The organism is Microbacterium sp. zg.Y1084, from assembly GCF_024623595.1.
GTDB lineage: Bacteria > Actinomycetota > Actinomycetes > Actinomycetales > Microbacteriaceae > Microbacterium > Microbacterium wangruii.
Genome location: NZ_JANJGV010000003.1, coordinates 404,633 through 429,707 on the forward strand (window position 1 = coordinate 404,633; position 25,075 = coordinate 429,707).

The following is a 25,075-nucleotide window of genomic DNA, read 5'->3' on the forward strand; positions in this document are numbered from 1 at the left end:
GTGCCGGACTGTCGCGAGGCGCTGCGGCGGGCAGCCATCGGCCAGCGGCGGGCCGTGTGAGCGGGAACTCCCATGACGAAGAGAGAGGATGCTGAAATTTCGAGAGTCGCCACGCCGGCGACCCCGCAGCCACGCCGCAACCACGCCGCAGCCACGCCGGCGACCCCGCTGTCGACGGCGACCCCGCTGTCGACGGCTCCGTAAGCTGGAGGACGTGCGCGCCGTCCTCAACGTCTCCGCCTATCTCTTCACGCGGCTCGAGGACCCCGCGGCGCTGCGGCCGGTCCTGCGCGAGCGGGCACTCGCCGCAGGGCTGAAGGGCACCATCCTGCTGGCAGAGGAGGGGATCAACCTCTTCCTCGCGGGCGAGGCCGACGGGGTGCGCGGCTTCGTCGACGACCTTCGTGCGGACACGAGACTCGCCGCGCTCACGACCAAGGAGAGCTGGTCGGCGGGTCAGCCCTTCGGCAAGATGCTCGTCAAGGTCAAGCGCGAGATCATCCGCATGGATCGTCCCACCATCCGTCCCGAGGCGGGGCGCGCGCCCGCCGTCGCGCCGGCGACGCTGCGGCGCTGGCTCGATCAGGGGCACGACGACGACGGCCGCGAGGTCGTGCTGCTGGACACCCGCAATGCGTTCGAGGTCGGTTACGGCACGTTCCGCGGTGCCGTGGACTGGGGCATCGAGCGGTTCACGCAGTTTCCGGATGCCGCAGCCTCGCATCGCGACGATCTGGCGGGCAAGACGGTGGTGAGCTTCTGCACCGGTGGCATCCGCTGCGAGAAGGCGGCCATCCACCTGCGCGAGGAGGGCGTCGACGCGTTCCAGCTCGAGGGCGGCATCCTCGGCTACTTCGAGCACGTCGGCGGCGACCACTGGGCGGGGGAGTGCTTCGTCTTCGACGGGCGCGAAGCCCTCTCGCCCGACCTCGCTCCCCGCGGGTAGCGTCGCGGTATGACCGCGCGCATCGTCGTCCTCACGGGCGCGGGAATCTCGGCGGAGTCGGGGCTCGCCACCTTCCGCGCAGCCGATGGGCTGTGGGAGGAGCACCGCATCGAGGACGTCGCGACCCCGGAGGGGTTCGCCCGCAATCCGGCTCTCGTCCACGCCTTCTACGACCAGCGGCGCCGCGCGGCGCGGGCGGCAGAGCCCAACGCGGCCCATCGTGCGCTCGCCGACCTGGAACGCGGCCTCGACGGTGAGGTGCTGATCGTCACGCAGAACGTCGACGACCTGCACGAGCGGGCGGGTTCGCGCAACGTCATCCACATCCACGGACAACTGGACAGCGCCCTGTGCACGACCTGCGGGCAGCGGATGCCATGGGCCGACGACCTCGCCGACGAACCACCGTGCCCCGCGTGCGGACACCGCACCCTGCGGCCCGACGTCGTCTGGTTCGGCGAGCAGGTGCACCACCTCGACGAGATCTACGACGCCGTCGGCCAGTGCGAGGAGTTCTGGGTCATCGGCACGTCGGGAAACGTCTCACCGGCATCCACCCTGCACGCCCTCGCCGGCGTCGTGGGGGCGAAGACGGCGCTGCTGAATCTCGAGACCCACGAGGACACGTCGCTGTTCGACGAGGTCGTGCTCGGCCCGGCGTCCGTCGTCGTGCCGGCGTACGTGCAGCGTCGCCTGTCTGGCGAGCGGCCCGCGTAGAACCGCCCTGACGGGTCATCACGCGCCGACGCTACTGCTCTCGCTCAGCGCGCTGCGGCGAAGGCGCAGGGTGGCGAGCTGGAACGGCTGCAGGTGCAGCGCGATCGTGCCGTCGGACACGGTGCCGAGCACCGTCGCCGCGACCGGGCGCTCGAGCAGGTCGACCTGCTCGACGCCCGCCCACGCGAACCCCCGGCGCAGCGGCGCCCGGCGCGGCGACCCCCGCGCTTCGTACAGCCGCACCACGACATCGCCGGAGCCGTCGTCGGCGAGCTTGACCGCCTCCACGACCACCCCGCGGTCATCGACCGTCAGCGCCGGCTCGATGGGGCGCGCACCGGTCAGCTGCACCGGCGGCAGGTTCAGCCGGAACCCGTCGGCGACGGCATCGGCGACGTCGGCGCCCGGCCGCAGCGACACCGTGAACTCGTGCCTGCCCTGGTCGGCTCCCGGGTCGGGGAACAGCGGGGCCCGCACGAGCGTCACGCGGGCGACCGTGTGCGCACCGCCCGCAGCGCCGTCGCCGCGCCGCACGTCGTGACCGTAGCTGGCGTCGTTGGCGATGCTCACGCCGTAGCCTCCTTCGACCACGCGGATCCAGCGGTGTGCGACGGTCTCGAACTTCGCGGCATCCCACGTCGTGTTGGCGTGCACCGGGCGCGACACGTGACCGAACTGGATCTCGGACTCGGTGCGCTCGGCGCGCAGCTGCAGCGGGAAGGCGAGCTTGAGCATCTTCTGCCGCTCGTGCCAGTCCAGGCGCACGGTGATGTCCAGCGCCCCGCTGGCGGCGTCGACGCGGAACTCCTGCTCCACCCGTGACGCCCCGAAGCGACGGATGACGACGACGCCCGCTCCATCGGCGGTGGTCGACACCGATTCCGCGTCCCGCAGGTCTGTGCCGAGGGCGGCATCCTCCGCGTCGATGTTCCAGGCATCCCAGTCTCGGGGCGTGTCCCGGAACAGCTGCAGCACGCCGGCCGGACGAGACGGGTCTACAAGGTGCCGGTCGGCGACGAGGTCGTGCCCGCCCACCACGGCGCCGCGGGCATCGAGAAGCCAGCGCGCGCGGGGATGCTCCAGCACCCAGCCGTCGTCCGTCGCCCGCACGGATGCCGGAGCCGCCTCGGCTGCGGCGGCGGCACCCAGTGCGGGGGCGTCGCTCAGCACCACCGGCGCGGCGTTGGCCGCGAGCGGGAGAGTCCCCTCCCCGGCCAGCGTCGCAAGCGCCGTGTCGATGATCTCGGCGAGCTCGGCGGCGACCGCGGCGTAGGTCTGCTCGGCTTCCTGGTGCACCCACGCGATCGACGTGCCCGGCAGGATGTCGTGGAACTGCTGCAGCAGCACGGTGCGCCAGAGGCGGCGCAGCCGCTCGGCGGGATAGGCGGCGCCGGTGCGCACGGTGGCGAGAGTCGCCCACAGCTCCGCCGCCCGCAGCAGGTGCTCGCTGCGCCGGTTGCCGCGCTTGGTGCGCGCCTGCGCGCTGTAGCTGCCGCGGTGATACTCCAGATACAGCTCGCCCGACCACACCGGCGGGTCGGGGTACTCGGCCTCGGCCTCGCGGAAGAACGTCTCCGGTGCGGCCATGCGCACGCGCGGCGAGCCCTCGAGGTCGGCGGTGCGGCGGGCCGCGGCGACCATCTCGCGCGTCGGGCCGCCGCCGCCGTCGCCCCAGCCGAACGGCACGAGGGAATGGTCGGTGTGCGCCTTCTCGGCGAACTGCCGCTCCGCGCGGGCGAGGTCCGCGGCCGACAGGTCGGAGTTGTAGGTGTCCACCGGCGGGAAATGGGTGAACACGCGCGTGCCGTCGATGCCCTCCCACAGGAAGGTGTGGTGCGGCATCCGGTTGGTCTCGTTCCACGAGATCTTCTGGGTGAGGAACCAGCGCGACCCCGCCTGCGCGATGATCTGCGGCAGGGCGGCGGAGTACCCGAAGGAGTCGGGGAGCCACACTTCGAGAGGCTCGACGCCGAACTTCTCCAGGAAGAAGCGCTTGCCCTCGATGAACTGCCGGGCCAGCGCCTCGGAACCGGGCATGTTCGTGTCCGATTCCACCCACATCCCGCCCACGGGCACGAAGCGTCCGGCCCGCACCGCCTCGGCGAGCCGTGAGAACAGGGCGGGCTGGTGCTCCTCGAGCCACGCGTACTGCTGCGCCGACGACGCGGCGAAGACGAACTCCTCGTCGCGCTCGATGAGGTCCAGCACGTTCGCGAACGTGCGCGCGACCTTGCGCGCGGTCTCGCGCACCGGCCAGAGCCACGCCGAGTCGATGTGGGCGTGGCCGACGGCGGTGATGCGGTGCGAGGATGCCGCCGCCGGCGAGTCCAGCACGTCGCGCAGCGCGGCGCGCGCCTCGGCGGCGGTGCCGGCGACATCGTCGGGGTCGAGGGCGTCGACGGCGCGGCCCAGGGCCGCGATCACGCGCGCGTGCCGGGTGCGCGCAGGGTCGAGCTCGTCGACGAGTCCCCGCAGCGCGACGACGTCCTGGGTGAGCTCCCACACCTCGCGGTCGTGCAGGCCCAGGTCCAGCCGGGTGAGCCGGTACAGCGGCTCACCGCCGGCGGTGGCGGGATCGCCCAGCGGGGTCGGCTCGAAGGTGAACGTGCCGGCCACGCTCGGGTTTGCGGCGGCCTCGATGTACAGGTCGATCTGGTCGGCCTCGATCGGCACCGCTGCGTTGCGGGGCTCGATCGCCTTCACGATGCTGCCGTCGGGGCGGTAGACCAGCGCTTCGGCCTGGAACCCGGGTGCCGACGCGTCGAAGCCGAGGTCGGCGACGAGCTCGACCAGGGTGCCCGCCTGCTCGCGCCAGCCCGCAGGCACCGTGCCGGTGACGTGGAACCACACCGTGCCCCACGGACGCCCCCAGGCCTGCCCCACCTCGAACGGCCCGTACTCGGCGGCCAGCGCGTCGGCGAAAGGCACCGGCTCGCCGGGCACCTCCCACGCCGTGATCGTCAGCGGTGCAGTCGCCCGGTACAGCGCGCCGGCGAGCCGGTCCCGGCTGAGCCGGTCGATGCGCTGAAGGGCGAGGCGGTCGTTGCGGTGCATGACGGGGAGCTTCCGATCTGAGTGGACGGGGGAGGGTCAGCCCTTGACCGCGCCGGCCAGGGCGAACGAGCCGCCCAGGCCGCGCGTGACGAGCAGGTACAACCCGAGCACGGGGAGGGAGTAGACGAGCGAATAGGCTGCCAGGCGACCGTACGCCACCGTGCCGTACTGACCGAAGAACGCGTAGATCGACACCGCCGCCGGCTGCCAGTCCGGCGAGTACAGCAGCACGAACGGCACGAAGAAGTTGCCCCACGCCTGCAGGAAGACGAAGACGAACACCACGCTGATCGCCGGGCGCATCAGCGGCACGACGATGCGGCGCAGCGCCGTCATGGCGCTCGCGCCGTCGACCCATGCGGCCTCCTCGAGGCTGATGGGCACCGAGTCCATGAAGTTCTTCGTCATCCACAGCGCCATCGGCAGCGAACTCGCGGCGAGGAAGAGGGCGACGGCCCACGGCTGGTTGATGAGGCGCAGCTGCACGAACAGGCTGTAGACCGGCACCATGATCGCCGTGATCGGCAGGCAGCTGGCGAAGAGCACCCCGTAGAGGAAGGGGCCGTTGAAGCGGGAGCGGTAGCGCGACAGCGGGTACGCGGCGAGGATCGCGACGACCACGGTGATCGCCGCGGCGGCGGTGGACAGCAGCAGACTGCTCAGCAACGGCATCAGGGTGAGCTGCGGCGTGAGCACGTCGGCGAAGTTCTGCAGCGTGGGCTCGGCCGGGATCTTCACCTGATACGACGCCTGCGCGTCGAAGGCGGCCAGCACGACCCATGCCAGGGGCAGCAGGAAGACCACGCCGATGACGGCGAGCACGAGGTCGGCCCAGAGCTTGGTCGAGCGCCGGGTGGGCGCGGCGACGCTGGCGACGCGCGCGCTCATGGGCGCTCCCCGCCGCCGCGCAGCGACACGACGTAGCCGATGGAGAAGACCGCGCCCAGCACGAGCATGACGACGGCGATCGCGTTGCCGTAGCCGATGTCCCCGAACTGGAACGCCTCGGTGTAGGCGAGCACGGGGAGGGTGCTGGACAGGCTGCCGGGACCGCCCTTGGTCATCACCCAGATGAGGGTGAACACCGACAGCGTCTGCAGGGTGGTCAGCATGAGGTTGGTGAAGATCGTCGGGCGGATCATCGGCAGGGTGATCAGTCGCAGCCGCTGCCAGGCACCGGCGCCGTCGATCATCGACGACTCGATCACCTCCAGCGGCACGTCGTCCAGCGCCGCGCGGTAGATCATCATCGAGAACGCCGTGCCCCGCCAGGTGTTGGCGACGATGATGGCCACGAGGGGGAAGGCGTAGAGCCAGTTCGGCCCGGCGATGCCGATGCCGGCCAGCAGCGCGTTGAGGGTGCCGTCCGCGGAGAGGAAGGCGTAGCCGATGAACGCCGCGACGATCTCCGGCAGCACCCAGGCGGTCACCACGAGCACGCCGACCGCGCCGGTCACCGCGCGGCTGCCCACACGGAACAGCACCGCCAGCAGCAGTCCCAGCACGTTCTGGCCGATGATCGCCGATCCCACCACGAACGCCACCGTGATACCGATCGACAGCGGGAGGACGGGGTCGGCGAACAGGCGCACGTAGTTGTCGAAGCCGATGAACTGCGGGTTGGCCGCCCGCGCTCCGCTGAGCGCCCGGTCGGTCAGCGACCCGTAGAGGGCCCACACGATCGGACCGGCGAGGAACACCAGGAGCAGCCCCCCGGCCGGCACCAGCGGCAACGCTCTGGCGGGCGTCGCCCCTCTGCTGATGCGGCTCCTGCGCTTGGCGCGCGTTCCTTCCGCCGGTCCGATCGTGGTCGTCGTCATCGCGTCACTGAGCGATGACCTTCTCGTCGCCCACGATGCGACGCACCGCGTCGTCGTAGGCGGCCGCGGCCTCCGCGGCAGTCTGCTGGCCGGTGATGACGGCCTCGGTCGCCTCCTGCACAGCGACGGAGATCTGCGGGTAATCGCTGTTGGCGGGGCGGAAGTGCGTCACCGACACCGCCTCCGACACGTCCCCGACGAACGGGTTCGCCTCGAGGTAGGTCGGGTCCGAAGCCACGTCCGTGCGCACCGCGATCTGTGCGTTGTTGATGGCGTACCAGAGCGAGTTCTCCTGGTTGAGCACCGTCTGCAGGAACTCGACGGCGAGGTCGGGCACATCGGTCTCGGCGGATGCCGCGAGGGTCCAGCCGCCCGACATGCTCACGCCGCCGGGGTCCTGGCCGTCCTGCGTGGGGAACAGCGCCACCTGCATCACGTCGCCGTACTCGGGCCACGGGTAGGCGCCGCCCTCTTCCCAGAACGACGGGGTGTAGGAGCCCTCCACGGTGGCGCCGAGGCCGTCCTGCGGGAACATCTCGCCGAACACCGCCTGCCAGACGTTCGGGTCCAGCGCGCGGTCGGGGGAGACGGCGTAGCCCTCGGAGTAGAGGGTCTCGAGGAAGGTCAGCGCGTCGACGAAGCCCTGCGACTCGACGATCCACTTGCCCTCGGCGTCGTCGTAGAGCCCGGTGCCGTCACCCGTGCCGTAGAGCAGCTCGTAGAAGCCCTGCATCACGGTGCCCTCGCCCGTGCCCGTGCCGGCGTACATGTTGAACGGCACGACGTCGGGCTGGCTGGCCTTGATCTTCGCCGCCGCGTCGAGGATGTCGTCCCACGTCTCCGGCTGCCAGGGGACCTCGATGCCGGCGGCATCCATCACGTTCGTGTTGTACCAGATGACGCGGGTGTCGGTGCCCAGGGGCAGCGCGTAGATGCTGCCGTCCTCGCCCTGGCCGGCGGTCTTGGCCGCCTCGTCGAACATGCCCCAGTCGTCCCAATCGGCGAGGTACTCGTCGAGGTTGAGCAGGTAGCCGGCCTCGACGTCGCTGCGCACGTTGAAGGTGTCCTCGTAGAAGACGTCGGGAGCGGTGTCGGGGGAACCCAGCGACAGCTGCAGGCGCGTCTTGTACTCGTCGTCGGTGGCGGTGATCGGCTGCAGGTCGATCGTGACGCCCTCGTTCTCGGCCTCGAACTGCTCCTTGGCCTGGGTGAGCAGGGTGTCGAGGGCGGTGAACGAATCGGTCTTGGAGTAGACGACCGTGACGGTGTTCTCGTCGCTCTCGGCCCCGCCGGCGGAGCACCCGCCGAGCGTGACGGTCAGAGCGAGAACGCCGACGGTGGCGATGACGGTGGATGTGGCCCTCATGGTGCTGCTCCTTTGCTTCACCCGGATACGGGCACCGGACGGGGCGGGTTCACACCTGACCGGGAGATTAAGTCAATCGGATGGACTTAAAGGCTGTCCAGCATCGTCGGTATCAATTCAGCAACAATGACGTCGGCCTCGGCGTGAGCGCCTCATCAAGGACGAGACACGCCGCGCCGATCGCGCCCACGTCGTCGCCGAGCGCCGTGCCGGACACGCGCACGTCATGCAGGCCCCGGGCGACGCGCAGCTCGTCGAGCGCCGCGGGGATGCCGGTGGCGTACCAGGGCGCCAGTCGCCGCCACGCCGGCCCGCCGAGCACGACGCGATCGACGTCGAGCAGGTTGCACACCACCGACAGTGCGCGGGCCACGTGATCGGCGGCCCGCCGCAGCAGCGCGTCGGCGGCGGCGTCGGTGGCGGCGCGGGCGACCAGTTCGGTCAGCGCGAGGTCGATCGTGAACGGATCGGCTGCGGTGCGCCCGGCTGGAAGGATGCCGAGCGACTCCGCTTCGGCGACCAGGGCCGCCGGCGTGCAGCTGACCGCGACGCAGCCGCGCAGCCCGCACGCGCACGGCACGCCGTCCGGATCGGCGACGATGTGGCCGATCTCGCCGGCGTTGCCCGACCCGCCGCGCACGATGTCGTCGGAGACCATCAGACCGACGCCCAGACCGGTGCCGAGGTACAGGAAGGCGAAGCTGCGGGCGGTGGCGGCGGACACCCACCGCTCGCCGACCGCGGCGGCGGTGACGTCCTTGTCGAGCACGACGGGGAAGCCGGTCGCCGCGGCCACGGCATCGCGCAGGGGCACGCGGTGCCAGCCGCCGAGGTTGGGCGGATCGACGACCACGCCCCGCTCGGCGTCGATCGGACCGGGCGCGGCGATGCCCACTCCCACGATGCGGGAGCGATCGACCCCGGAGTCGGCGATCAGGCGCTCGAGCTCGGCGGTGATCAGCCGCTCGGTGCGCTCGGGGTCGTTCGCGTCGGGGGTGGGGCGGTGGCGCGCGGCGACAACCTCCCCATCGATGCCGAGCAGCACGAAGCTGATGATCGACGGATCCAGATGCACTCCGACGGCGAAGCGGCTCCCCGGTGCGAGACGCAGCGTCGTGCGGGGCTTCCCGGGGCCGGGGGTGACCGAGGTCCGCCCGGCTTCTGCGACGATGCCGGCATCCAGGAGGCGCTGCGTGATGTTCGACACCGTCTGAGCGGACAGGCCGGTGAGGGCGGCGAGCTCCACCCGGCTGAGACCGCCGGAGCGGCGGATCTGGTCGAGGATCACCGACTGGTTGAACCCGCCCACGCTCGGCTGATTGGCGCCGCGAGGAGTCATGTGCGCACCTGCTTCGTCGGGGTCGTCCCTCGAGCGTAGTGCCCGGTGAGCGACGGCTTGGTATCCTGGTGACGGTGCGTCCGGGCTCTCCGACGCACGACACGGTGCATCTACCTGCTGGAAAGGCAAGGCGGCACATCTCCCTCCGCCGTCGAACCGAGGTCTTCACCATGTCCGTTTCCGTCGCTCCCGACGATCGCCCCGTCATCGCCCACACCGGGCCGTGGTACTTCCCGATCGCCTTCCTCGCACGTTTGCCGTTCGCCATGATGGTCGTCGGTGTGCTGACGCTCGTCGTCTCGGTCACGGGGTCGGTGGCCCTCGGCGGGCTCACCTCCGCCGCGGTCGGCATCGGCACCGTCCTCGCCGGCCCCATCGTCGGTGACCTCGTCGACCGGCACGGCCAGCGGCGCGTGCTGGTGCCGCTCGGCCTGGCCAACAGCGCGCTGCTGGCATCCTTTCCGTTCGTCGTGTCGGTGCTGCCGCCGACCTGGCTGCTGCTGCTGGCGGCGCTGCTCATCGGGACGTCCGCGCCGCAGGCGGCGGCGATGTCGCGCAGCAGGCTGATGGCGATCATCCGCGAGCGCCTGGCCGCCCCCCGCCGCGCGCGCGCGTTCTCGCGCACGATGGCCTACGAGTCGGCCGCCGACGAGACCGCGTTCGTGATCGGTCCGGTGGTCGTCGGAGTTCTCGCATCCTTCATCGCCCCCTGGGCGCCCATCGCGGGGGCTGCGGCGCTGAGCTTCGTCTTCGTGACCGCGTTCGCGCTGCATCCCACCGCCCGTGCCGGCGTCGGTCCCGATGACGGTCCCGCCGAGATCGCGCCCGCGCGCGCGCTGCTGCGCCTGCCGGTCGTCGTGCTCGTGGCCGCCACGTTCGCCGTCGGCGCCTTCTTCGGCGCCACCCTGACCTCGCTGACGTCGTTCATGGCGGAGCAGGGTGACGTCGACTCCGCGGCGCTGCTCTACGGCATCATGGGCATCGGCTCGGCGGTGCTTGCTCTCGCGGTCGCCGCGCTGCCGCCCCGGTTCGCGCTGCGGTGGCGCTGGATGCTGTTCGCGGGCGTGCTCGTGGCGGCCACCGCGGCCTTCACGCTGAGCACGACGGTCAGCGCGGTCACCGTGGCGCTCGTGATCATGGGCCTGGGCGTCGGACCGACGCTGGTGACGCTGTTCAGCCTCGCGGGGGCGCGGGCTCCGCTCGGACGCACCGCGACGATCATGACGGTGCTCGGATCGTCGGTCGCGCTCGCGCAGTCGCTCGCCTCGGCCGTGACGGGGGCGATCGCCGAGGAGTTGGGCGCCGCCGCGGCGATGGTCCTGCCGCTCGTGGCGGCGGCCCTCGTGCTGGTGCTGGCCGTGGCGAACCTCGGGGTCGAGCGCGGGATGCGCCGCACGGCGGTGCCTGAGCGGCATCCGCTCACGCCGTCGCTCGCGCCCACGCCCGACCTCGGCTGAGCGGGGCGCGTCCCGCTGGTCGGCTCGGCCCGCACGGTCCCCCCCCCGCCGCCCGAGCCCCGGTCAGGCGGCCGGAGCGGGGAAGGGGCGCTCCCTCAGCAGGGTCGCGAGGTGCGCCGCATGACGGGCGAGGGTCTCGGTGGTCGTCGCCACCGTCTCCGGCGTCTCATCGAGGTCTTTGTAGTCGGTGGTGTGCATGGCCTCGCCGTTCCAGTAGACGCCGCCCTGCGACGGGATCGTGAAGCCGACGTCGTTCAGCCCCTGGAAGGCGTCGGCGATGACGGCGTGCGCTCCGTCCTCGTTGCCGACGACGGCCACGACCGCCACCTTTCCCGCCAGGAGCGGCCGGCCCTCGTCGTCGGTCTCCGAGATCTCGGCATCCAGCCGCTCGATCACCCGCTGGGCGACGCTGGACATGTGCCCGACCCAGGTGGGCGTGGCGAAGACGACGATGTCGGATGCCAGCACGCGCTCGCGGATCGCCGGCCATGCGTCGCCGTCGCCCATGTCGGCCTCGACGCCGGGCTTGACGTCGTGGTCGACGACGCGGACGGTCTCGCCCTGCGCGCCGTGGCGGGCGAGGGCGTCGAGCACCTGCTGGGCCAGCAGGTCGGTGCTGGATTCGGCGGGGGAAGGCTTGAGGGTGCAGTTGAGCACGAGGGCGCGGAGCATGGGGGTCCTTTCGTTCGTCCGTTCCACGCTAGGAACCCGCCCCGCCCCCGTCCCAGGGGTTGACAGCACTCACTCGGCGGCGCGAGGGCTCACTCGCGCCAGGCGATGCCCGCGGCGGCGATGCGGCGCGCCGCCTCCTCCGCCGGGACGTGCTCTCCCACGGTCGACCCCCGCTGGAGCGCCACGGGGGAGTGCACGATGGTGCCGGGATACACCTGCACCAGGTTGTACCCCTGCGCGGCATCCTGCCCCCGCGTCGACCCGACCGCCGTCGCGAGGTCCTGCCCGTACGCGCTCGACGATGCGACGGCCACCGGGATGCCGGCGAAGGTCCCGAACGACGGGTGGTGCACGTGCCCCGAGAGGATCGCGCGCACATCCGATCCGCGCAGCACGTCCGCCAGCGCGGCCTGCCCCCTCAGCTCGACGGTCACGGCGAGATCGAGCACCGTCGGCAGCGGCGGATGGTGCATGACGAGCAGGCTCCCCTCCGGCGCCGGCCGCGACAGCTCGTCGCGCAGCCACGCCTCCTGCACCGGGCCGATCTCGCCCCAGTGCTCCCCGGGAACCGTCGAATCGAGCACCAGCACACGCAGCCCGCCGAACCAGCGGACGAAGCACACCGGGGATGCCGGGTCTGCGGCGTCGTCCAGCGGCAGCTCCGCCCGCATCGCGGCGCGGTCGTCGTGGTTGCCCGGCGCCCACACCACGGCGGCGCCGAGGCGCTCGGCCACGGGCTCGACGAGGGCACGCAGCCGCCGGTACGCCGACCGGTCACCGCGATCCACCAGGTCGCCTGCGAGCAGCAGCGCGTCGGGTCGCAGGCCGCTCTCCTCGAGGCCGGCGAGGATCGCGGCGAGGTGGCCGTCGGCGTCGGCGGCGCCGTACAGCGGGGATGGCTCGCCGGGCAGGTGGCTGTCGGCCAGGTGCACGAACACGGCCGACGGCCGGGGGTGCTCGGTGCGGATCATCGGTGTTTCCTCCGGGGGGAGTCTCGGGCAGTCTCGCGGCGCGTCAGGCGGGTGTCGCCGCGGTCGTGCCGGGGACGAGGGGACCGGCGTACGAGCGGCGGATCACGCCGTCTCCGTCGGCGTCGAGCAGGTGGGTCATGGCCTCGATCGTGCCGCGCGCGATGTCCTCGACCGGGATGCGCACCGTGGTCAGCCCGAGCAGGTCCGCTCCGGGGAGGATGCCGTCGCACCCCGTGACGCTGAGGTCGCCGGGGACGTCGATGCCTGCGGCGCGCGCGGCGCGGAGCACGGCGAGCTGACGGTAGTCCGACGGGCACAGCACGGCGGTGATGCGGCGGGCGGATGCCAGCGCGAGCGCCGTATCGACGCCCTCGGTCGGACGCGCCCCCACGGGCACCACTGTCACCTCGACGCCGGCGGATTCCAGGTGCTCCCGCATCGCGCGGGCACGCACGTGCTCGGGGAACGAGGCTGCAGGGTCGGTGTCGAGCACGGCGACGCGGCGGTGTCCGAGCGCCTGGACGTGCGCGGCGAGCAGCGTGCCGTGCGCCTGTTCGTCGTAGGCGATGGAGTGCAGGCGCTCGCCGGTGGCGTCGCGGCCGGCCCGGATGATCGGCACCTGGTCGGCGAAGGGCTCGAGCTGGGCATTCGTCACGCCGCCAGTGGCGACGATGAGGCCCGCGACCCGCATTCCGAGCAGCCGGTGCAGCGCGGTGACCTGCTGGGTGCCCCCGCGGTCGGCGCCGATCGTGATGGTGACCAGGTCGAGGTCGCGCCGATCCGCTTCGTCCTGCAGCCGTGAGAAGAGCAGGCCGTAGGCCGGGTTGCTCGCGTCGCGGAGCATGAGGCCGACCGTGCCGGTGCGGCCGGCGGCGAGCTCGGCGGCCATCGTGTTGGGGACGTATCCCAGCCGCTCGCTGATCTCGAGGATGCGCGCGCGGGTCTCGGCGGCGAAGCGCCCCTCGCCCTTCAACGCCCGGGTGGCGGTGGCCCGCGACACTCCCGCCGCCGCGGCGACGTCGCTGACGGTCACGCGCAGCGGCGCGCGGTCGGGCATGTCGCTCATCGGGCGGTTCCCCTGCCGGTCCGCGGCGCACGCCGGCGCCGCGGCGATCCGGCGCGGGATCCGCGACCGTACACGAAGTACATAACCAGTCCCATGATGATCATGAGCAGCACGGTGTAGACGAAGGTGATCGGCATCGCGTCGAGGTTGTTCTCGCCGCGGGTGCTCTCCTGGATCGCCACGCCGAGCGGCTTGTAGAGCGGGTGGTAGAGGAAGATCGCCGCGTCGTAGTCGTCGAGCAGGCTGTTGAAGTTGAGTGCGGTGATGGCGGCGGCCGTGGGCAGCACGAGCGGGATGATGACCCGGCGGAACGCCGTCAGCGACTTGGCGCCGAGGATGCGTGAGGCGTCCTCGAGCGAATCGGGCACGGACGCGAACGCCGCCTTCAGCAGGCGCAGGGTGAACGGGATCTTGATGACGATGTACGCCACCAGCAGCAGCGCCGGCGTGCCGGTGAGCACGGCGTTGCCCACCCAGGCGTTCGGCTTGTCGAAGGTCATGACCAGCCCGAGCGCGATGAGCACCGTGGGCAGGATCCACGGGATGTGCAGCACGTACTCGATGAGCGACGTGAGCGGGTTGCGGTAGCGCTGCAGCACGCGGGCGACGAAGAGGAGCCCCACCACCACGATGATCGCCGCGACGGCGCTGTAGACCACGCTGACGATGAACGGCCGGATCGCGCCCGGGGTGGTGAACACCGTGATGTAGTTCTGCAGCGTGAAGCTGTCGAGCGTGATGCTGCCGGCGAGGATGCTGCGGGCATCCACGAAGGAGAACAGCACGATCAGCACGACCGGGATGAGGTAGATCAGCCACACGAGGTAGGCCAGCACGTGCACGGCGGCGTTGGCGACGGGGTTCGGGATCGGCTGCTTCTGGATCGGCGTGGCGACCTTGGCGACCGAGAAGTACACGCCGGACTTCTCGGCGCGGTTCATGATCGCCAGCAGCACGATCGTCGCCAGTCCCAGCACGATCGCCAGAAGTGCGGCGATGTCCCGGGTGACGGGGCTGCGCGACAGGTCGACGATGAGGGGCGCGACGGTCTGGAAGTCCGGGCCGCCCAGCACGAGGGGAGCGGTCAGCGCACCCAGGCCGATGAGGAAGGTCAGCACCGTCACCGCGAACAGCATCGGCCGCATCACCGGCAGCACGATGCGCCGCAGGATCGTCCATGTCGACGCGCCCATCAGCTTCGCGGCCTCGATCGAGGCGAAGTCGATCTTGGCGAGCGACGACGACAGGAACAGCATGTGGTTCGTCGTGGTGGCGAAGGTCATCACGAACACGACGGCGAAGTAGCCCGAGAACCAGTCGCGGTCCAGATCCGGCCAGATGTTCAGCGCCAGGTTCGTCACGAACCCGAACCGGCCGTAGATGAAGTTGTAGCCGGCGGCCAGCACGATGCCGCCGTAGATGAGGGTGGTCGCATAGCCGAGCCACAGCAGCCGCGAGCCGCGGATGCGGAAGTACTGGGTCACCAGCACGATGAAGACGCCGACGATGTTCACCGTGATCGACAGGGTCACCGCCAGCAGGAAGCTGTTGCCGAGGGTGCGCATCGCGCGCTCGCTGCCGACTAGCTTCTCCACCGCGCGCACGCTGAACTGCCCGTCCGGGAAGAACGTCGTGCCCAGCAGGGTCAGGTTCGGCAGCACCAGGAACGCGGCGGCGAACCACAGCACCCCGACACCGGTGACCCACACCATGGGCGAGCGCAGCATGGCGCGGGCCTGGCCGGCCCCGCGGCGCCGGCGGCGAGCGCCGGTCGCCGGCACGGGCGCGGCCGCTGCGGGCAGTTCGTCGGCCTCCGGGGGCGGGGGAGCGGACAGCGCCATCTCAACCCTCCGGGTACTGGAGGACCCACCGCGGGTCGATCCCCAGCGTCACCGGCGTTCCCGGCTCCCACCGCTTCGCAGCGGCGGAGCCGGCCACGCTCACACGCAGCGTCGCGTCGTCCACCGCGATGGTGTAGACGCTGTGGCTGCCGTGATACGTGCGCCCTCCGACGATCCCGTCGACGGTGAGAACGCCGTCGGTGGCCCCCCACACCGGTGGCCCCACCGTGACGGCGACCTTCTCGGGGCGCACGTAGCTTTCCGCGTTCTCGTCGAGAACGGGCAGATCGGATGCCGCGCCGCTCGCCGCGGCGCTCTCGCGCAGCCGCGCCAGCACGGCGGGCGTGAGGCGGTTGCTCTCGCCGATGAACCGGCAGACGAACGACGTCGCGCTGCGGTCGTAGATCTCCTCGGGAGTGCCGACCTGCTGGAGGGCCCCCGCATCGAGCACCGCGATGCGGTCGCTGAGGGTCAGCGCCTCCTCCTGGTCGTGGGTGACGTACACCGTCGTCACGCCCACCTCGTGCTGCAGCTGCTTGAGCTGCTCGCGCAGCTGCACGCGCAGCTTGGCATCGAGGTTGGACAGCGGTTCGTCCAGCAGCAGGATCTTGGGGGCCAGCACCAGTGCGCGCGCGATCGCCACACGCTGCTGCTGGCCGCCGGAGAGCTCCGCGACGTTCTTGTCGAGCTGTGCCGCGGCCAGGCCGGTGCGCTCGGCGATCTCGTCGACGAGGCGCCGCTGCTCGGCCTTCGAGGTCTTTCGCACCGCCAGACCGAAGGCGATGTTCTCGCGCACGTTCATGCTCGGGAACAGGGCGTAGTTCTGGAACACCATGCCCACGCCGCGCTTCTCGCTCGCGACGTTCGTGACGTCTCGGTCGCCGATGAGGATGCGGCCCGAGGAGGGCTGGATAAAACCGGCCAGCGAGCGCAGCGCGGTGGTCTTGCCGCACCCCGAGGGGCCCAGGAGGGTGAAGAACTCACCCTCCTGGATCTCGAGGTTCAGCCCGCGCACGGCGCGGTGGTCGCCGAAGGTGACGTCGACGTCGTCGAAGCGGATCACTGCCTGTGCCTGTCGCCTTCTCAGCCGATGTACTCGAGCGTGACCTTCTCGACCCAGTCGCCGAGGTGCTCGCTGACGAAGCCGAAGTCGATGTCCTGGCGCGGGATCTCCGCCAGCTGTGCCACCACGTCGGGGTTCGCCTGCTCGACCGCACCCTCGTTCACGGGCATCGCGTTGAACTCGGCGGCGAAGGCGCCCTGCACCTCGGCGCTGCCGAACCAGTCGATGAACTCCTGCGCGCGCTGCTCGTTGGCGGAGCCGTTGATGACGGCGATCTGCTCGGTGACGTACGGCACGCCGTACTCGGGGACGACCAGGCCGGTGCTGGTGCCGTACTCCTCGTCGCGGGCGGCGATGCCGCTGGAGGGCAGCACGCCGAAGTCGACCTCGTCGCGGGTGATGCGCGCGTACAGGTCGGTGCCTTCGACCACCGGAGATCCGTTGCCGTAGTAAGACTCCACGATCTCCCAGCCCTCGTCGCTGACACCGAGGTCGCCGTCCTCGTCGAGGTGGCGGCTGAGGATGCCGGCGAGCACGAGCTGCGGGGTCGCCTGGCCGAGCGCCGGGTTGACCTCGTACCGGCCCTGGTAGGCCTCGTCGGTCGCGAGCTCCTCGATGTCGGCGGGCGCGTCCGAGACGCTGTTCTCGTCGTACACCGTGACGATCGCCTGCTGGACGAGCGGCCAGTACGCGCCGTCGGCGGGGTCACCGGCGTCGGCGGGAACCTCGCCGCTCCAGCTGGGCTCGTAGGCGGCGATGGCCTCCTCGGCCTTCAGCTGCTCGAAGAACATGTTGTTCAGGCCGAACACGACGTCTCCGACCGGGTTGTTCTTCTCGGCGATGATGCGGTTGGTGAGGTCGGCGCCGCCGAGCCCCACGATCTCGATGTCGAAGCCCGCCTCCTCCGCCTGTGCCTGCAGCCACTCGCCGCGGCCGTCGGAGTTGGAGTTCGTGTAGACGATGAGGGTCGCGTCGGACGCCCCGGCGCCGGCATCGCCGGTGTCGGACTCGGTGTCGCCGCCCGCGCAGCCGGTGAGCAGCAACGCGGTCGCCGCCGTCGCTCCCAGGATCGCCAGGCTCTTCTTCCGTGCTGCGAACATGCTGTGCCTCTCGCTCGTCGTTGAGGTGGGACCCCCACGGGGACGATACTCCACCTTTTTGTAATATTCCAACAACGTGCGACCCTATCCGTGGGTGCGGTCGCGCGTTCGCACCCACCGTAGGTCGTGGACATGAACGCGCGGGGTGCCAGAGGTGAATTGTCGCGACGCCGGAGAATGCGAGATCGGCCCGGACATGTCAACCCCGGCTCGCGGACGGTCACGCCGGAGGAGGCTGGTGACGTGCACCGGCATGTCCTCCCAGGGCCCGGTGGCACACAGTGAGGATCCCGTGGCCACCGACCTGCTGCTGATCTCCGACACCCACGTGCCCGGGCGCGCCCGTCGGCTCCCCGAAGAGGTGCTGCGGGCCGCGGATGCCGCGGACCTCGTGATCCACGCGGGGGACTGGGTCACGGCATCCGTGCTCGACGAGCTGCAGCAGCATGCACCCGTGCGGGGCGGCTGGGGCAACAACGACGGCCCGGATCTGCGCAGGAGGCTCCCCGAGGTCGCGCGCGCCGACATCGACGGCGTGCGCCTGGCCGTCGTGCACGAGACCGGTGCGGCGCGCGGGCGGGAGGCGCGGATGGATGCCGCGTTCCCCGACACCGACGTGCTGGTGTTCGGTCACAGCCATATCCCGTGGGACACCGTGACGCCGGGCGGGATGCGCCTGCTCAACCCCGGCTCACCCACCGACCGGCGCCGGCAGCCGCACCGCACGATGATGACGGTGCGCGTCGACGGCGGCGCGCTCCACGAGCTGCGCCTGATCGCGCTCTGAGCGGACACGCCTCGCCCGCGTGCCACGCCGCGCGCGGAATGGCAACCCCGGCGCGGCGGCCGGCGCCCGTTGCCAGACTGATTCCTCCGATTCCGACCAGGAGGCGTGAATGAAAGCGATGACCTACCGCGGGCCGTACAAGGTGCGCGTGGAAGAGAAGCCGGACCCCACCATCCAGCACCCGAACGACGCGATCGTGCGCGTCGAGCTGGCCGCGATCTGCGGCTCGGACCTGCACCTGTACCACGGCATGCTGCCCGACACCCGGGTCGGCCACACCTTCGGGCACGAGTTCATCGGCCGCGTCGAGCAGGTCGGGCCGTCGGTGCAGAACCTCAAGGTCGGCGACCGTGTGATGGTCCCCTTCAACATCTTCTGCGGCAGCTGCTTCTTCTGCGCGCGCGGGCTTTTCTCCAACTGCCACAACGTCAACGCCAACGCCACCGCCGTCGGGGGCATCTACGGCTACTCCCACACCGCCGGCGGGTACGACGGCGGGCAGGCTGAGCTCGTGCGCGTGCCCTTCGCCGACGTCGGCCCTGCCGTGATCCCCGATGGCGTGAACCCCGAAGACGCACTGCTGCTGACCGATGCCTTCTCGACCGGCTACTTCGGCGCCCAGCTGGCGGACATCGTCGAGGGCGACACCGCGGTGGTCTTCGGCGCCGGTCCCATCGGACTGGCCGCCGCCCGCTCGTGCTGGCTGATGGGGGCAGGCCGCGTCATCGTGGTCGACTACCTCGACTACCGGCTGCGCAAGGCGGAGGAGTTCGCCTTCGCCGAGACGATCAACTTCGGCCAGGTCAACGACATCGTGCTCGAGCTCAAGAAGCAGACCGGCGGGCTCGGGGCGGACGTCGTGATCGACGCCGTCGGCGCCGAAGCCGACGGCCATGTCCTGCAGCACGTGACCTCGGCCAAGCTGAAGCTCCAGGGCGGCTCGCCGGTCGCTCTCAACTGGGCGATCGATTCGGTGCGCAAGGCCGGCACGATCTCGGTGATGGGCGCCTATGGCCCCCTGTTCAGCGCCGTGAAGTTCGGCGACGCCATGAACAAGGGCGTCACGATGCGCATGAACCAGGCGCCGGTCAAGCGCCAGTGGCCACGCCTGCTCGAGCACATCGCCGCCGGCCACATCACGCCGAGCGAGATGATCACCCACCGCATCCCGCTGGAGCACATCGCCGAGGGGTACCACATCTTCTCGTCGAAGCTCGACGACATCATCAAGCCCGTCATCACGGTGGCCTGAGCGCCGTTTCGAAGGAGACCGACATGCCGTACACCGCCGACAAGCCCGGTTCCACGCCCGACCCCGACGCGCTGCGCGCGCGCATCCCCGGGTGGGGATCCGATCTCGACCCCGCCGACCGTCCCGCGTTCCCGCGGGAGCAGCCCGACATCGTCACCGGCGCCCACTGGGAGCTGCCCGAGCAGCAGCCCGGCGGCGCGGGGCGCGAGCGCTCCATCGAGCACGAGCGGCTGACGCCCGTGTTCGGCACCGCACAGCCGCTGCACGGCGCCTCCGGCGCCATCCGCCGGTTCGCCTACGACCGCTTCAGCGAGGGCCAGACCGCCCACTGGCTGCTGCTGGTGCTCGGCGACCGCGTGGACGCCGTCACCGCCCATGCCGCATCGCTGTTCAGCACGCGCCCCGACGACCCGATCACCGAGTCCGGCGTCGCCGGCGAGGTCGCCCATCGACCCATCGCGTCGCGGTTCGGGCGGGGACGCATCGACCTCAAGCACGCCTGGCTCGACCCGATCCTCGTGGTCGGTCCGTGGGTGCTGGCCTCGGTGCTGGCCGTCAAGCTCGTTCGGGCAGTCTTCCTGCCCGCTGCGAAGCGCGGGAAGAAGTGACCCCCGCCGCGCGATACCACTGGGCGCAGAAGATCACGATCACGACGGCCTCGACCCACGCGCCTGCGTAGTACATCAGCTGCGCACCCGCCCGCACGTCCGCCACGGCGAGACCTGCGGGCGGGTTCGCGTAGAGGAACTTGGCGAGGATGCCGTGCGAGGCGATCGTCGCGACCAGCACCGCAGCGGTGAGCACGCGGCCGGGCGGATGGGGGCGGGGATCGGGCCCGATGACGGATGCGTAGAAGAGGGCCCCTGCGGCGACGAGGTGGGCGTGCACCAGCACATGGACCAGCGGCTGGTCGCGCATCGCGTCGAAGATCGGGGTGAGGTAGAGCACCCACAACCCGCCCGCGCTCAGCGCGGCGGCGACCACGGGGTGCGCGAGCACCCGGGCGGGGGCGCTGCGCAGCAGCCGCGACAGCCGCCGCGCCGGCGTGACGTCGAGGGTGCGCAGCGCGAGGGTCACCGGGGCTGCCAACACCAGCAGCAGTGGCGCGACCATGCCGCCCACCAGGTGCGCCCACATGTGCGCGACGAATCCGTCGTGCGCCGCGGCGGCGAGGGGACCCGCCGCCCCGGCCGCTCCGGCGGCCACCCCCGCGCACCACAGGGCCGTGCGCCACACCGGCCATGGGCGGCCCCGTCGCTGCGAGAGCACCACGCCGGCGAGGTAGCAGGCGACCGCCGCGACGGCGATCGCCACCACCACGGCATCCAGGCCGAGCCCCACGCCGCCGTGGGCGTGCGCGGCATCCGTCATGGCCGGCATCGGCTCACCGGGGCGCGCGCTTGACCTGCACGGCCGCACCGGCGCGGGTGAGCCAGACGAGCACGCCCCCGGCGAGGATCATCGCCATCGCGGTGAGGTTCCACGCGAGGTCGTAGACGAAGACGTCCGGAACGTAGCGGATCTGGTGGATGCCGAACACCTTGTGCTGCACCGTGCCGTCGTAGAGCTGGAAGACGCCCGCTCCCAGCAGCACGCCGCCCGCCCACCGGCGCCAGTTCAGCGCGTCGTGACGGCGCAAGTCGGCGAGGAGGAAGAGCCCGGCGATCGTGGCGAACCAGCTGATGGCGTGGAAGACGCCGTCGGAGACGAGCCCGATCGCCGGGGTCGACAGGTCGTAGAAGTGGTGCCAGTGCAGCAGCTGATGGAACACGGCCTCATCGATGAACGCGATGAGGCCGACGCCGAACAGCACGCCGGACCAGAGGTTCTGCGCGGGCCGTGCCGCTCGCACCGCCGCCGCCGTCATCCTCCGGAGGGGTTGTCCACCGGCTTGTCGTCGTCGTCGGTGGTGTCGGGGATCGTGGTCTCGTCGGGGGAGCCTCCCGAAGCGGTGTCGGCTTCGAGGTCGCCGTCGGGGGTTCCCTGGGTGTTGTGCGCGTCGCTCATGATCGTCTCCGGTCGTCGTGGATAGTAGGCGGCCAGTAAACCACCGAGGGCACGAGGGCGGCGCGGGCATTGCGCCGGGCGCCGGGATGTGTCAGGGGCGCCGCGCGTCGGGGCGATCGAGGGGAACGCGGGCGACCACGGCACCGGCGACCGCGGCGCCCAAGCCGCCGACGGCCATATCCCCGATGGTGTCCTGGTAGGTCACGAAGATCTCGTCGGTGATGAACGCGTAGCCGACCCACTCGATCATCTCCCACACCGCGCTGGCGGCCAGGCCCAGCGCGGGAACCAGCACGAGGGGCGTGCGTGCGAGCGATCCGGCGGCGCTCGGGTCGGCGACGACGCGGGCGCGGACCAGGATCAGGTAGGCCAGTGCGGCGAGCACCGCGGTGCACGCGAAATGCAGGATGAGATCCCAGTTGTCGACCGTGCGGTACAGGTCGATGACGTTGCTCCAGGCCGCCACGAGCACGGTGAACGACGAGATGATGTCGAACGATGCCCTGGCACCGATGACGCGCGGCACCATCAGGGCCGGAAGAGCAAGGGCGAGGATGCCGGCGTCGGTCGCGGTGCTCCAGATCGACACGGCGATCACGCTCAGCACGCCGATCACCCGCAGGGCATCGGCCAGCAGCTCCAGGGGGCCGGACGGCCGTCGCAGGAAGTTCTCTTTCACCGGGAGCTCTCCGATCGCGGCATCCGCACCACCGTCTGCACCGGCAGGTGGTCTGACGGCCAGCCGCCGTCGATCCGCTGCGGGTTGATCGCCGCCCGCCGCACCTCCACGTCGGGGGTGACGGCGATCCAGTCGATGCGACCGCGCCCGGATCGCGGCGCGCGGTACCCACCGTACGTGCCCCACTCCGGAGTGAGGCGCTGCGTGGCGGCGCGCCAGCCGTCCACGAGGTCGTCGCCCGCCAGCAGCGCGGCGACGGCGGCCGAATCCGGGCCGGCGTTGAGATCGCCCATGACGACGGCGGGCAGCGCGAGCCCACCCACCTGCCGGCGGATCTCCTCGGCACCGCGCAGACGCGCCTGCGCGGAGAAGACGTCGAGGTGGGTGTTGAACGCCGCGAAGACCGCGCCGGTCGAGAGGTCGCGCAGCGTCGCGCGCACGAGCACGCGCGGGATGACGTTTCCCCACGACGTGGATCCGGGCCGGTCGGGCTCATCCGACAGCGCGGTCTGGCGCCAGTCGACCAGCTGCAGCCGTTCGGTGTCGAAGAACAGGGGGCATGCCTCACCGCGCGGCCCCGGTTGCCGGCCGTGTCCGACGCGCCGGTAGCCCGGGCCCAGCGCGGCGCCGATCGCCTGGGCCTGGTCGGGGAGGGCCTCCTGCACCCCGAGCAGTGTGGGGCGCTCGCCCTGCAGCAGGGCCGCCACCCGGTCGCGGCGCCGGCGCCAGTCGTCGGCGGGCCGGGCCAGAAGGCGCGGCATCCGACGTCGCACGTTGAAGGTCATCACGTGCAGGTCGGGTGCCTCCGTGGCGCCGATGAGCGGCGCCGTCACAGGGTGCGCACCTCGGGGCGGACAGCGCCCGCTCGGTCGAGAAGGCGGTGGTAGAGGATCTTCTGCCAGCGCACTGGGGGGAAATCCGCCGGCCAGTGCACCAGCACCGAACGGAAGCCGCGCCGCACGCGGCGACCGAAGCCGGAGCCGGCGCGGAAGGGCCGCATCGACACACCCATGCGGGCGTCGCGGAGGTACCGGATGCGATGGCGTTCGCCGAGGTGGAAGGCGAGATCGAAGTCGTCGTGCACCTCGGGATCGTCGCGGTGCACCCGGTCGCGCACGGCGCGCCACGCGGAGGCGCGCATCGCGAGGTTGGAGCCGAAGAGCGGCAGGTGGCCGAGGGCGGGCACCGCGACGGCGAGGTAGGCGCTGAGGTAGAGCACCGCCAGCGGGGCGCGCAGGGCGCGCGGGCCGTCGACGAAGCGTGCGCCACCGGTGTACGCGGCCACGTCGGGCCGTGCGGCGAGGGCGCCGGACATCGCCTCCACCCAGTGGTGACCGGGGCGGGAATCGGCGTCGAGGCGCAGGATGAGATCGCCCGTCGCGGCGTCGTAACCGGTCGCGGCGGTGGGAGGGATGCCGGGGACGTCGCAGCGCACCACGCGGGCGCCGGCTGCGCGGGCCACCGCCGCGGAGTCGTCGGTCGAGGCGTTGTCGACCACGACGATCTCGTCGGGCAGGCGCGTCTGCAGCGACAGCGCCCGCAGGCACCCCCGCAGCTGCTCGGCGTCGTCCTTCACCGGGATCACCACCGACACGGTCGGGGTCGTCGGGGTGGCGGCGGTCACATCATCTCCTCGGCGCGGTGGGCTCCACGCTACCGAGGTCCCCGGCCGACCCCGGCGGGTTGACGCGGTGCGCCCGCTGGGTTATCGACCGGCACGATCGGCGCACGGGCCCTGCCGTGCCGGCATCCGCCGCGTTATCGTGGCCGGCGTGCACCGCATCTTCACCATGAGCGTCGCGTCGGTCTACCCGCTGTATCTGAACAAACTCGAGCGCAAGGGGCGCACGCGCGACGAGCTCGACCAGGTGATCACCTGGCTGACAGGCTTCGACGACGCCGAGCTGCGGCGGCAGCTGCAGAGCGGGGCCACGTTCTCGGACTTCTTCGCGGACGCCCGGCTCCATCCGCAGGCGGCGGCCATCACCGGAACGGTCTGCGGTGTGCGGGTGGAGGAGATCGAGGATCCCCTGATGCAGAAGATCCGCTACCTCGACAAGCTCGTCGACGAGCTGGCTCAGGGCCGGCCCCTGGCGCGGGTGCTGCGCGAGGGCTGACCGCGGGCGGATGCCGCGGGCGCGCGAAACGGCGAACCGGCCGCGCCCGCCCACGAGGGCGCGACGCGGCCGGCGAGGGGGAGGGGTCAGGACCGGGAGGTGCTGCCCTCGGTGGTGTCGTCGCGGTCGCTGTCCGGAGCGGTGCGGTCGGACTTGCGGTCGCCGCCGGAGTCGCGGTCGCTGCCGGAGTCGCGGTCGCGCTCGCGGTCGGACGGGCGGTCGCTGTCGGACGGGCGGTCGCTGTCGGAGCGGCTATCGGTGTCGGCATCGCCCTCCTCGGGGGTCGTGCCCTCGTCCTGTGTGCCGTCGTTCGGCTGGGCGCCGTCCTCCTGCGGGCCGTGGTGGCCGTGCCGCGGCATGTCGCCGAAGTCGCGGTCACTCCGGTCGCCCCACGGTGCGCGGGGGCCGTCCTGCTCGGTTCCGTCCTCCTGCCAGGCGTCGGGGCCGCCGTCCGGCCAGATCTCCGCGTTCTGGGAATTGCCGGCGCGGGCGGGCTCGACCGCGTCGGACACGGCCCAGCCGGCGCCGAAACCCACACCCAGCAGCGCGATGCCGGCGACGGTCGCGCCCGCCGCCTTCACCCAGGTGCGCTGGAGGAACGGCGTCTGGGGCTCCGCGGCGGCGGGTGCGGCATGCGGGGCGGCCGGTGCGGGCGGGGCGGTCGTCGGCTCCTGCGCAGCCGGGGCCGGTGCGGGGGTGGGGATGGTGTCCTTCTCGTTGTCGGGGGTGATGTTCTCAGGCATGACCTCACTGTCGCGCGCGCGTTCCAAGACCAGTCCAAGAGTCGCCCGGTTGCGGCAACTCCATAGGTTTCTGATCCC

25 protein-coding genes are annotated in these 25,075 nt (G+C 71.5%); 7 read left to right on the forward strand and 18 right to left on the reverse strand.

Annotated elements, in window-relative coordinates:
- Positions 1-214 precede the first annotated feature (214 nt).
- Positions 215-946 (forward strand): sulfurtransferase, encoded by a 732-nt coding sequence (locus tag NQ165_RS06485; protein ID WP_257532093.1) that lies wholly within the window; start codon positions 215-217, stop codon positions 944-946.
- 9 nt (positions 947-955) lie between these two features.
- Positions 956-1,663: an NAD-dependent deacylase gene (locus tag NQ165_RS06490; RefSeq protein ID WP_257532095.1), complete on the forward strand. Its 708-nt coding sequence runs from the start codon at positions 956-958 to the stop codon at positions 1,661-1,663.
- A gap of 18 nt (positions 1,664-1,681) precedes the next feature.
- On the opposite strand, the gene NQ165_RS06495 is transcribed toward NQ165_RS06490, so the two are convergent.
- From NQ165_RS06495 to NQ165_RS06515, 5 genes are all read right to left on the reverse strand, one after another.
- Positions 1,682-4,717, reverse strand: a complete 3,036-nt coding sequence (locus tag NQ165_RS06495) for a glycoside hydrolase family 38 C-terminal domain-containing protein (RefSeq protein ID WP_257532098.1) — start codon at positions 4,715-4,717, stop codon at positions 1,682-1,684.
- A gap of 36 nt (positions 4,718-4,753) precedes the next feature.
- On the reverse strand, positions 4,754-5,605 hold the full coding sequence (locus NQ165_RS06500) for a carbohydrate ABC transporter permease (RefSeq protein WP_257525984.1): 852 nt from the start codon (positions 5,603-5,605) through the stop codon (positions 4,754-4,756).
- Positions 5,602-6,537: a carbohydrate ABC transporter permease gene (locus NQ165_RS06505; RefSeq protein WP_257532100.1), complete on the reverse strand. Its 936-nt coding sequence runs from the start codon at positions 6,535-6,537 to the stop codon at positions 5,602-5,604. The genes NQ165_RS06500 and NQ165_RS06505 overlap by 4 nt, the downstream gene beginning before the upstream one ends.
- A 4-nt stretch (positions 6,538-6,541) precedes the next feature.
- Positions 6,542-7,903, reverse strand: a complete 1,362-nt coding sequence (locus NQ165_RS06510; protein ID WP_257532102.1) for an extracellular solute-binding protein — start codon at positions 7,901-7,903, stop codon at positions 6,542-6,544.
- Between the two features lie 112 nt (positions 7,904-8,015).
- Positions 8,016-9,242, reverse strand: a complete 1,227-nt coding sequence (locus NQ165_RS06515; RefSeq protein WP_257525981.1) for an ROK family transcriptional regulator — start codon at positions 9,240-9,242, stop codon at positions 8,016-8,018.
- A gap of 170 nt (positions 9,243-9,412) precedes the next feature.
- Between NQ165_RS06515 and NQ165_RS06520 the strand changes: the two genes are divergently transcribed.
- Positions 9,413-10,699, forward strand: a complete 1,287-nt coding sequence (locus NQ165_RS06520) for an MFS transporter (RefSeq protein WP_257532104.1) — start codon at positions 9,413-9,415, stop codon at positions 10,697-10,699.
- Between the two features lie 63 nt (positions 10,700-10,762).
- Here NQ165_RS06520 and NQ165_RS06525 read toward each other — a convergent pair whose 3' ends face one another.
- The 6 genes from NQ165_RS06525 to NQ165_RS06550 form a co-directional block, all read right to left on the reverse strand.
- Positions 10,763-11,371 (reverse strand): flavodoxin family protein, encoded by a 609-nt coding sequence (locus NQ165_RS06525; protein ID WP_257532106.1) that lies wholly within the window; start codon positions 11,369-11,371, stop codon positions 10,763-10,765.
- Between the two features lie 89 nt (positions 11,372-11,460).
- Positions 11,461-12,342: a metallophosphoesterase gene (locus tag NQ165_RS06530; RefSeq protein ID WP_257532108.1), complete on the reverse strand. Its 882-nt coding sequence runs from the start codon at positions 12,340-12,342 to the stop codon at positions 11,461-11,463.
- Between the two features lie 43 nt (positions 12,343-12,385).
- Complete coding sequence (locus NQ165_RS06535) at positions 12,386-13,408, reverse strand: LacI family DNA-binding transcriptional regulator (RefSeq protein ID WP_257525976.1); 1,023 nt, start codon at positions 13,406-13,408, stop codon at positions 12,386-12,388.
- Entirely contained in the window at positions 13,405-15,249 is a 1,845-nt protein-coding gene (locus NQ165_RS06540) for an iron ABC transporter permease (protein WP_306816499.1), read from the reverse strand. The genes NQ165_RS06535 and NQ165_RS06540 overlap by 4 nt, the downstream gene beginning before the upstream one ends.
- A 1-nt stretch (position 15,250) precedes the next feature.
- Positions 15,251-16,312, reverse strand: coding sequence for an ABC transporter ATP-binding protein (locus tag NQ165_RS06545; protein ID WP_257525975.1), 1,062 nt, complete (start codon positions 16,310-16,312; stop codon positions 15,251-15,253).
- A gap of 20 nt (positions 16,313-16,332) precedes the next feature.
- Positions 16,333-17,412 carry an extracellular solute-binding protein gene (locus tag NQ165_RS06550; protein WP_257525974.1) on the reverse strand — a complete coding sequence of 360 codons (1,080 nt, stop codon included), beginning with the start codon at positions 17,410-17,412 and terminating at the stop codon, positions 16,333-16,335.
- A 292-nt stretch (positions 17,413-17,704) separates the two neighbouring features.
- Between NQ165_RS06550 and NQ165_RS06555 the strand changes: the two genes are divergently transcribed.
- The 3 genes from NQ165_RS06555 (at position 17,705) to NQ165_RS06565 (ending at position 20,059) form a co-directional block, all read left to right on the forward strand.
- Entirely contained in the window at positions 17,705-18,199 is a 495-nt protein-coding gene (locus tag NQ165_RS06555; protein WP_257532110.1) for a metallophosphoesterase family protein, read from the forward strand.
- Positions 18,200-18,308: 109 nt separating this feature from the next.
- The gene (locus NQ165_RS06560; protein WP_257525972.1) at positions 18,309-19,451 is read left to right on the forward strand and encodes a zinc-dependent alcohol dehydrogenase; all 1,143 of its coding nucleotides are present in this window, start codon (positions 18,309-18,311) and stop codon (positions 19,449-19,451) included.
- Positions 19,452-19,474: 23 nt separating this feature from the next.
- Positions 19,475-20,059, forward strand: a complete 585-nt coding sequence (locus NQ165_RS06565; RefSeq protein WP_257532112.1) for a hypothetical protein — start codon at positions 19,475-19,477, stop codon at positions 20,057-20,059.
- Here the strand turns inward: NQ165_RS06565 and NQ165_RS06570 are convergent.
- The 6 genes from NQ165_RS06570 to NQ165_RS06595 form a co-directional block, all read right to left on the reverse strand.
- Positions 20,007-20,831, reverse strand: a complete 825-nt coding sequence (locus tag NQ165_RS06570) for a cytochrome c oxidase assembly protein (protein ID WP_257532114.1) — start codon at positions 20,829-20,831, stop codon at positions 20,007-20,009. The two genes, NQ165_RS06565 and NQ165_RS06570, sit on opposite strands and share 53 nt — an antisense overlap.
- 4 nt (positions 20,832-20,835) lie before the next feature.
- Entirely contained in the window at positions 20,836-21,318 is a 483-nt protein-coding gene (locus NQ165_RS06575) for a DUF2243 domain-containing protein (RefSeq protein ID WP_257532116.1), read from the reverse strand.
- Positions 21,315-21,458 carry a hypothetical protein gene (locus NQ165_RS06580; protein ID WP_257525968.1) on the reverse strand — a complete coding sequence of 48 codons (144 nt, stop codon included), beginning with the start codon at positions 21,456-21,458 and terminating at the stop codon, positions 21,315-21,317. Before NQ165_RS06580 ends, NQ165_RS06575 begins: the two co-directional genes overlap by 4 nt.
- A 91-nt stretch (positions 21,459-21,549) precedes the next feature.
- Entirely contained in the window at positions 21,550-22,137 is a 588-nt protein-coding gene (locus NQ165_RS06585) for a DUF2238 domain-containing protein (protein ID WP_257525967.1), read from the reverse strand.
- Positions 22,134-22,970 (reverse strand): endonuclease/exonuclease/phosphatase family protein, encoded by an 837-nt coding sequence (locus tag NQ165_RS06590; RefSeq protein WP_257532118.1) that lies wholly within the window; start codon positions 22,968-22,970, stop codon positions 22,134-22,136. Before NQ165_RS06590 ends, NQ165_RS06585 begins: the two co-directional genes overlap by 4 nt.
- Positions 22,967-23,761 (reverse strand): glycosyltransferase family A protein, encoded by a 795-nt coding sequence (locus NQ165_RS06595; RefSeq protein WP_257532120.1) that lies wholly within the window; start codon positions 23,759-23,761, stop codon positions 22,967-22,969. The genes NQ165_RS06590 and NQ165_RS06595 overlap by 4 nt, the downstream gene beginning before the upstream one ends.
- Positions 23,762-23,909: 148 nt before the next feature.
- Between NQ165_RS06595 and NQ165_RS06600 the strand changes: the two genes are divergently transcribed.
- Positions 23,910-24,254 carry a DUF2200 domain-containing protein gene (locus NQ165_RS06600; RefSeq protein ID WP_257532122.1) on the forward strand — a complete coding sequence of 115 codons (345 nt, stop codon included), beginning with the start codon at positions 23,910-23,912 and terminating at the stop codon, positions 24,252-24,254.
- Between the two features lie 86 nt (positions 24,255-24,340).
- On the opposite strand, the gene NQ165_RS06605 is transcribed toward NQ165_RS06600, so the two are convergent.
- On the reverse strand, positions 24,341-24,997 hold the full coding sequence (locus NQ165_RS06605; protein WP_257532124.1) for a hypothetical protein: 657 nt from the start codon (positions 24,995-24,997) through the stop codon (positions 24,341-24,343).
- Between the last annotated feature and the right edge of the window lie 78 nt (positions 24,998-25,075).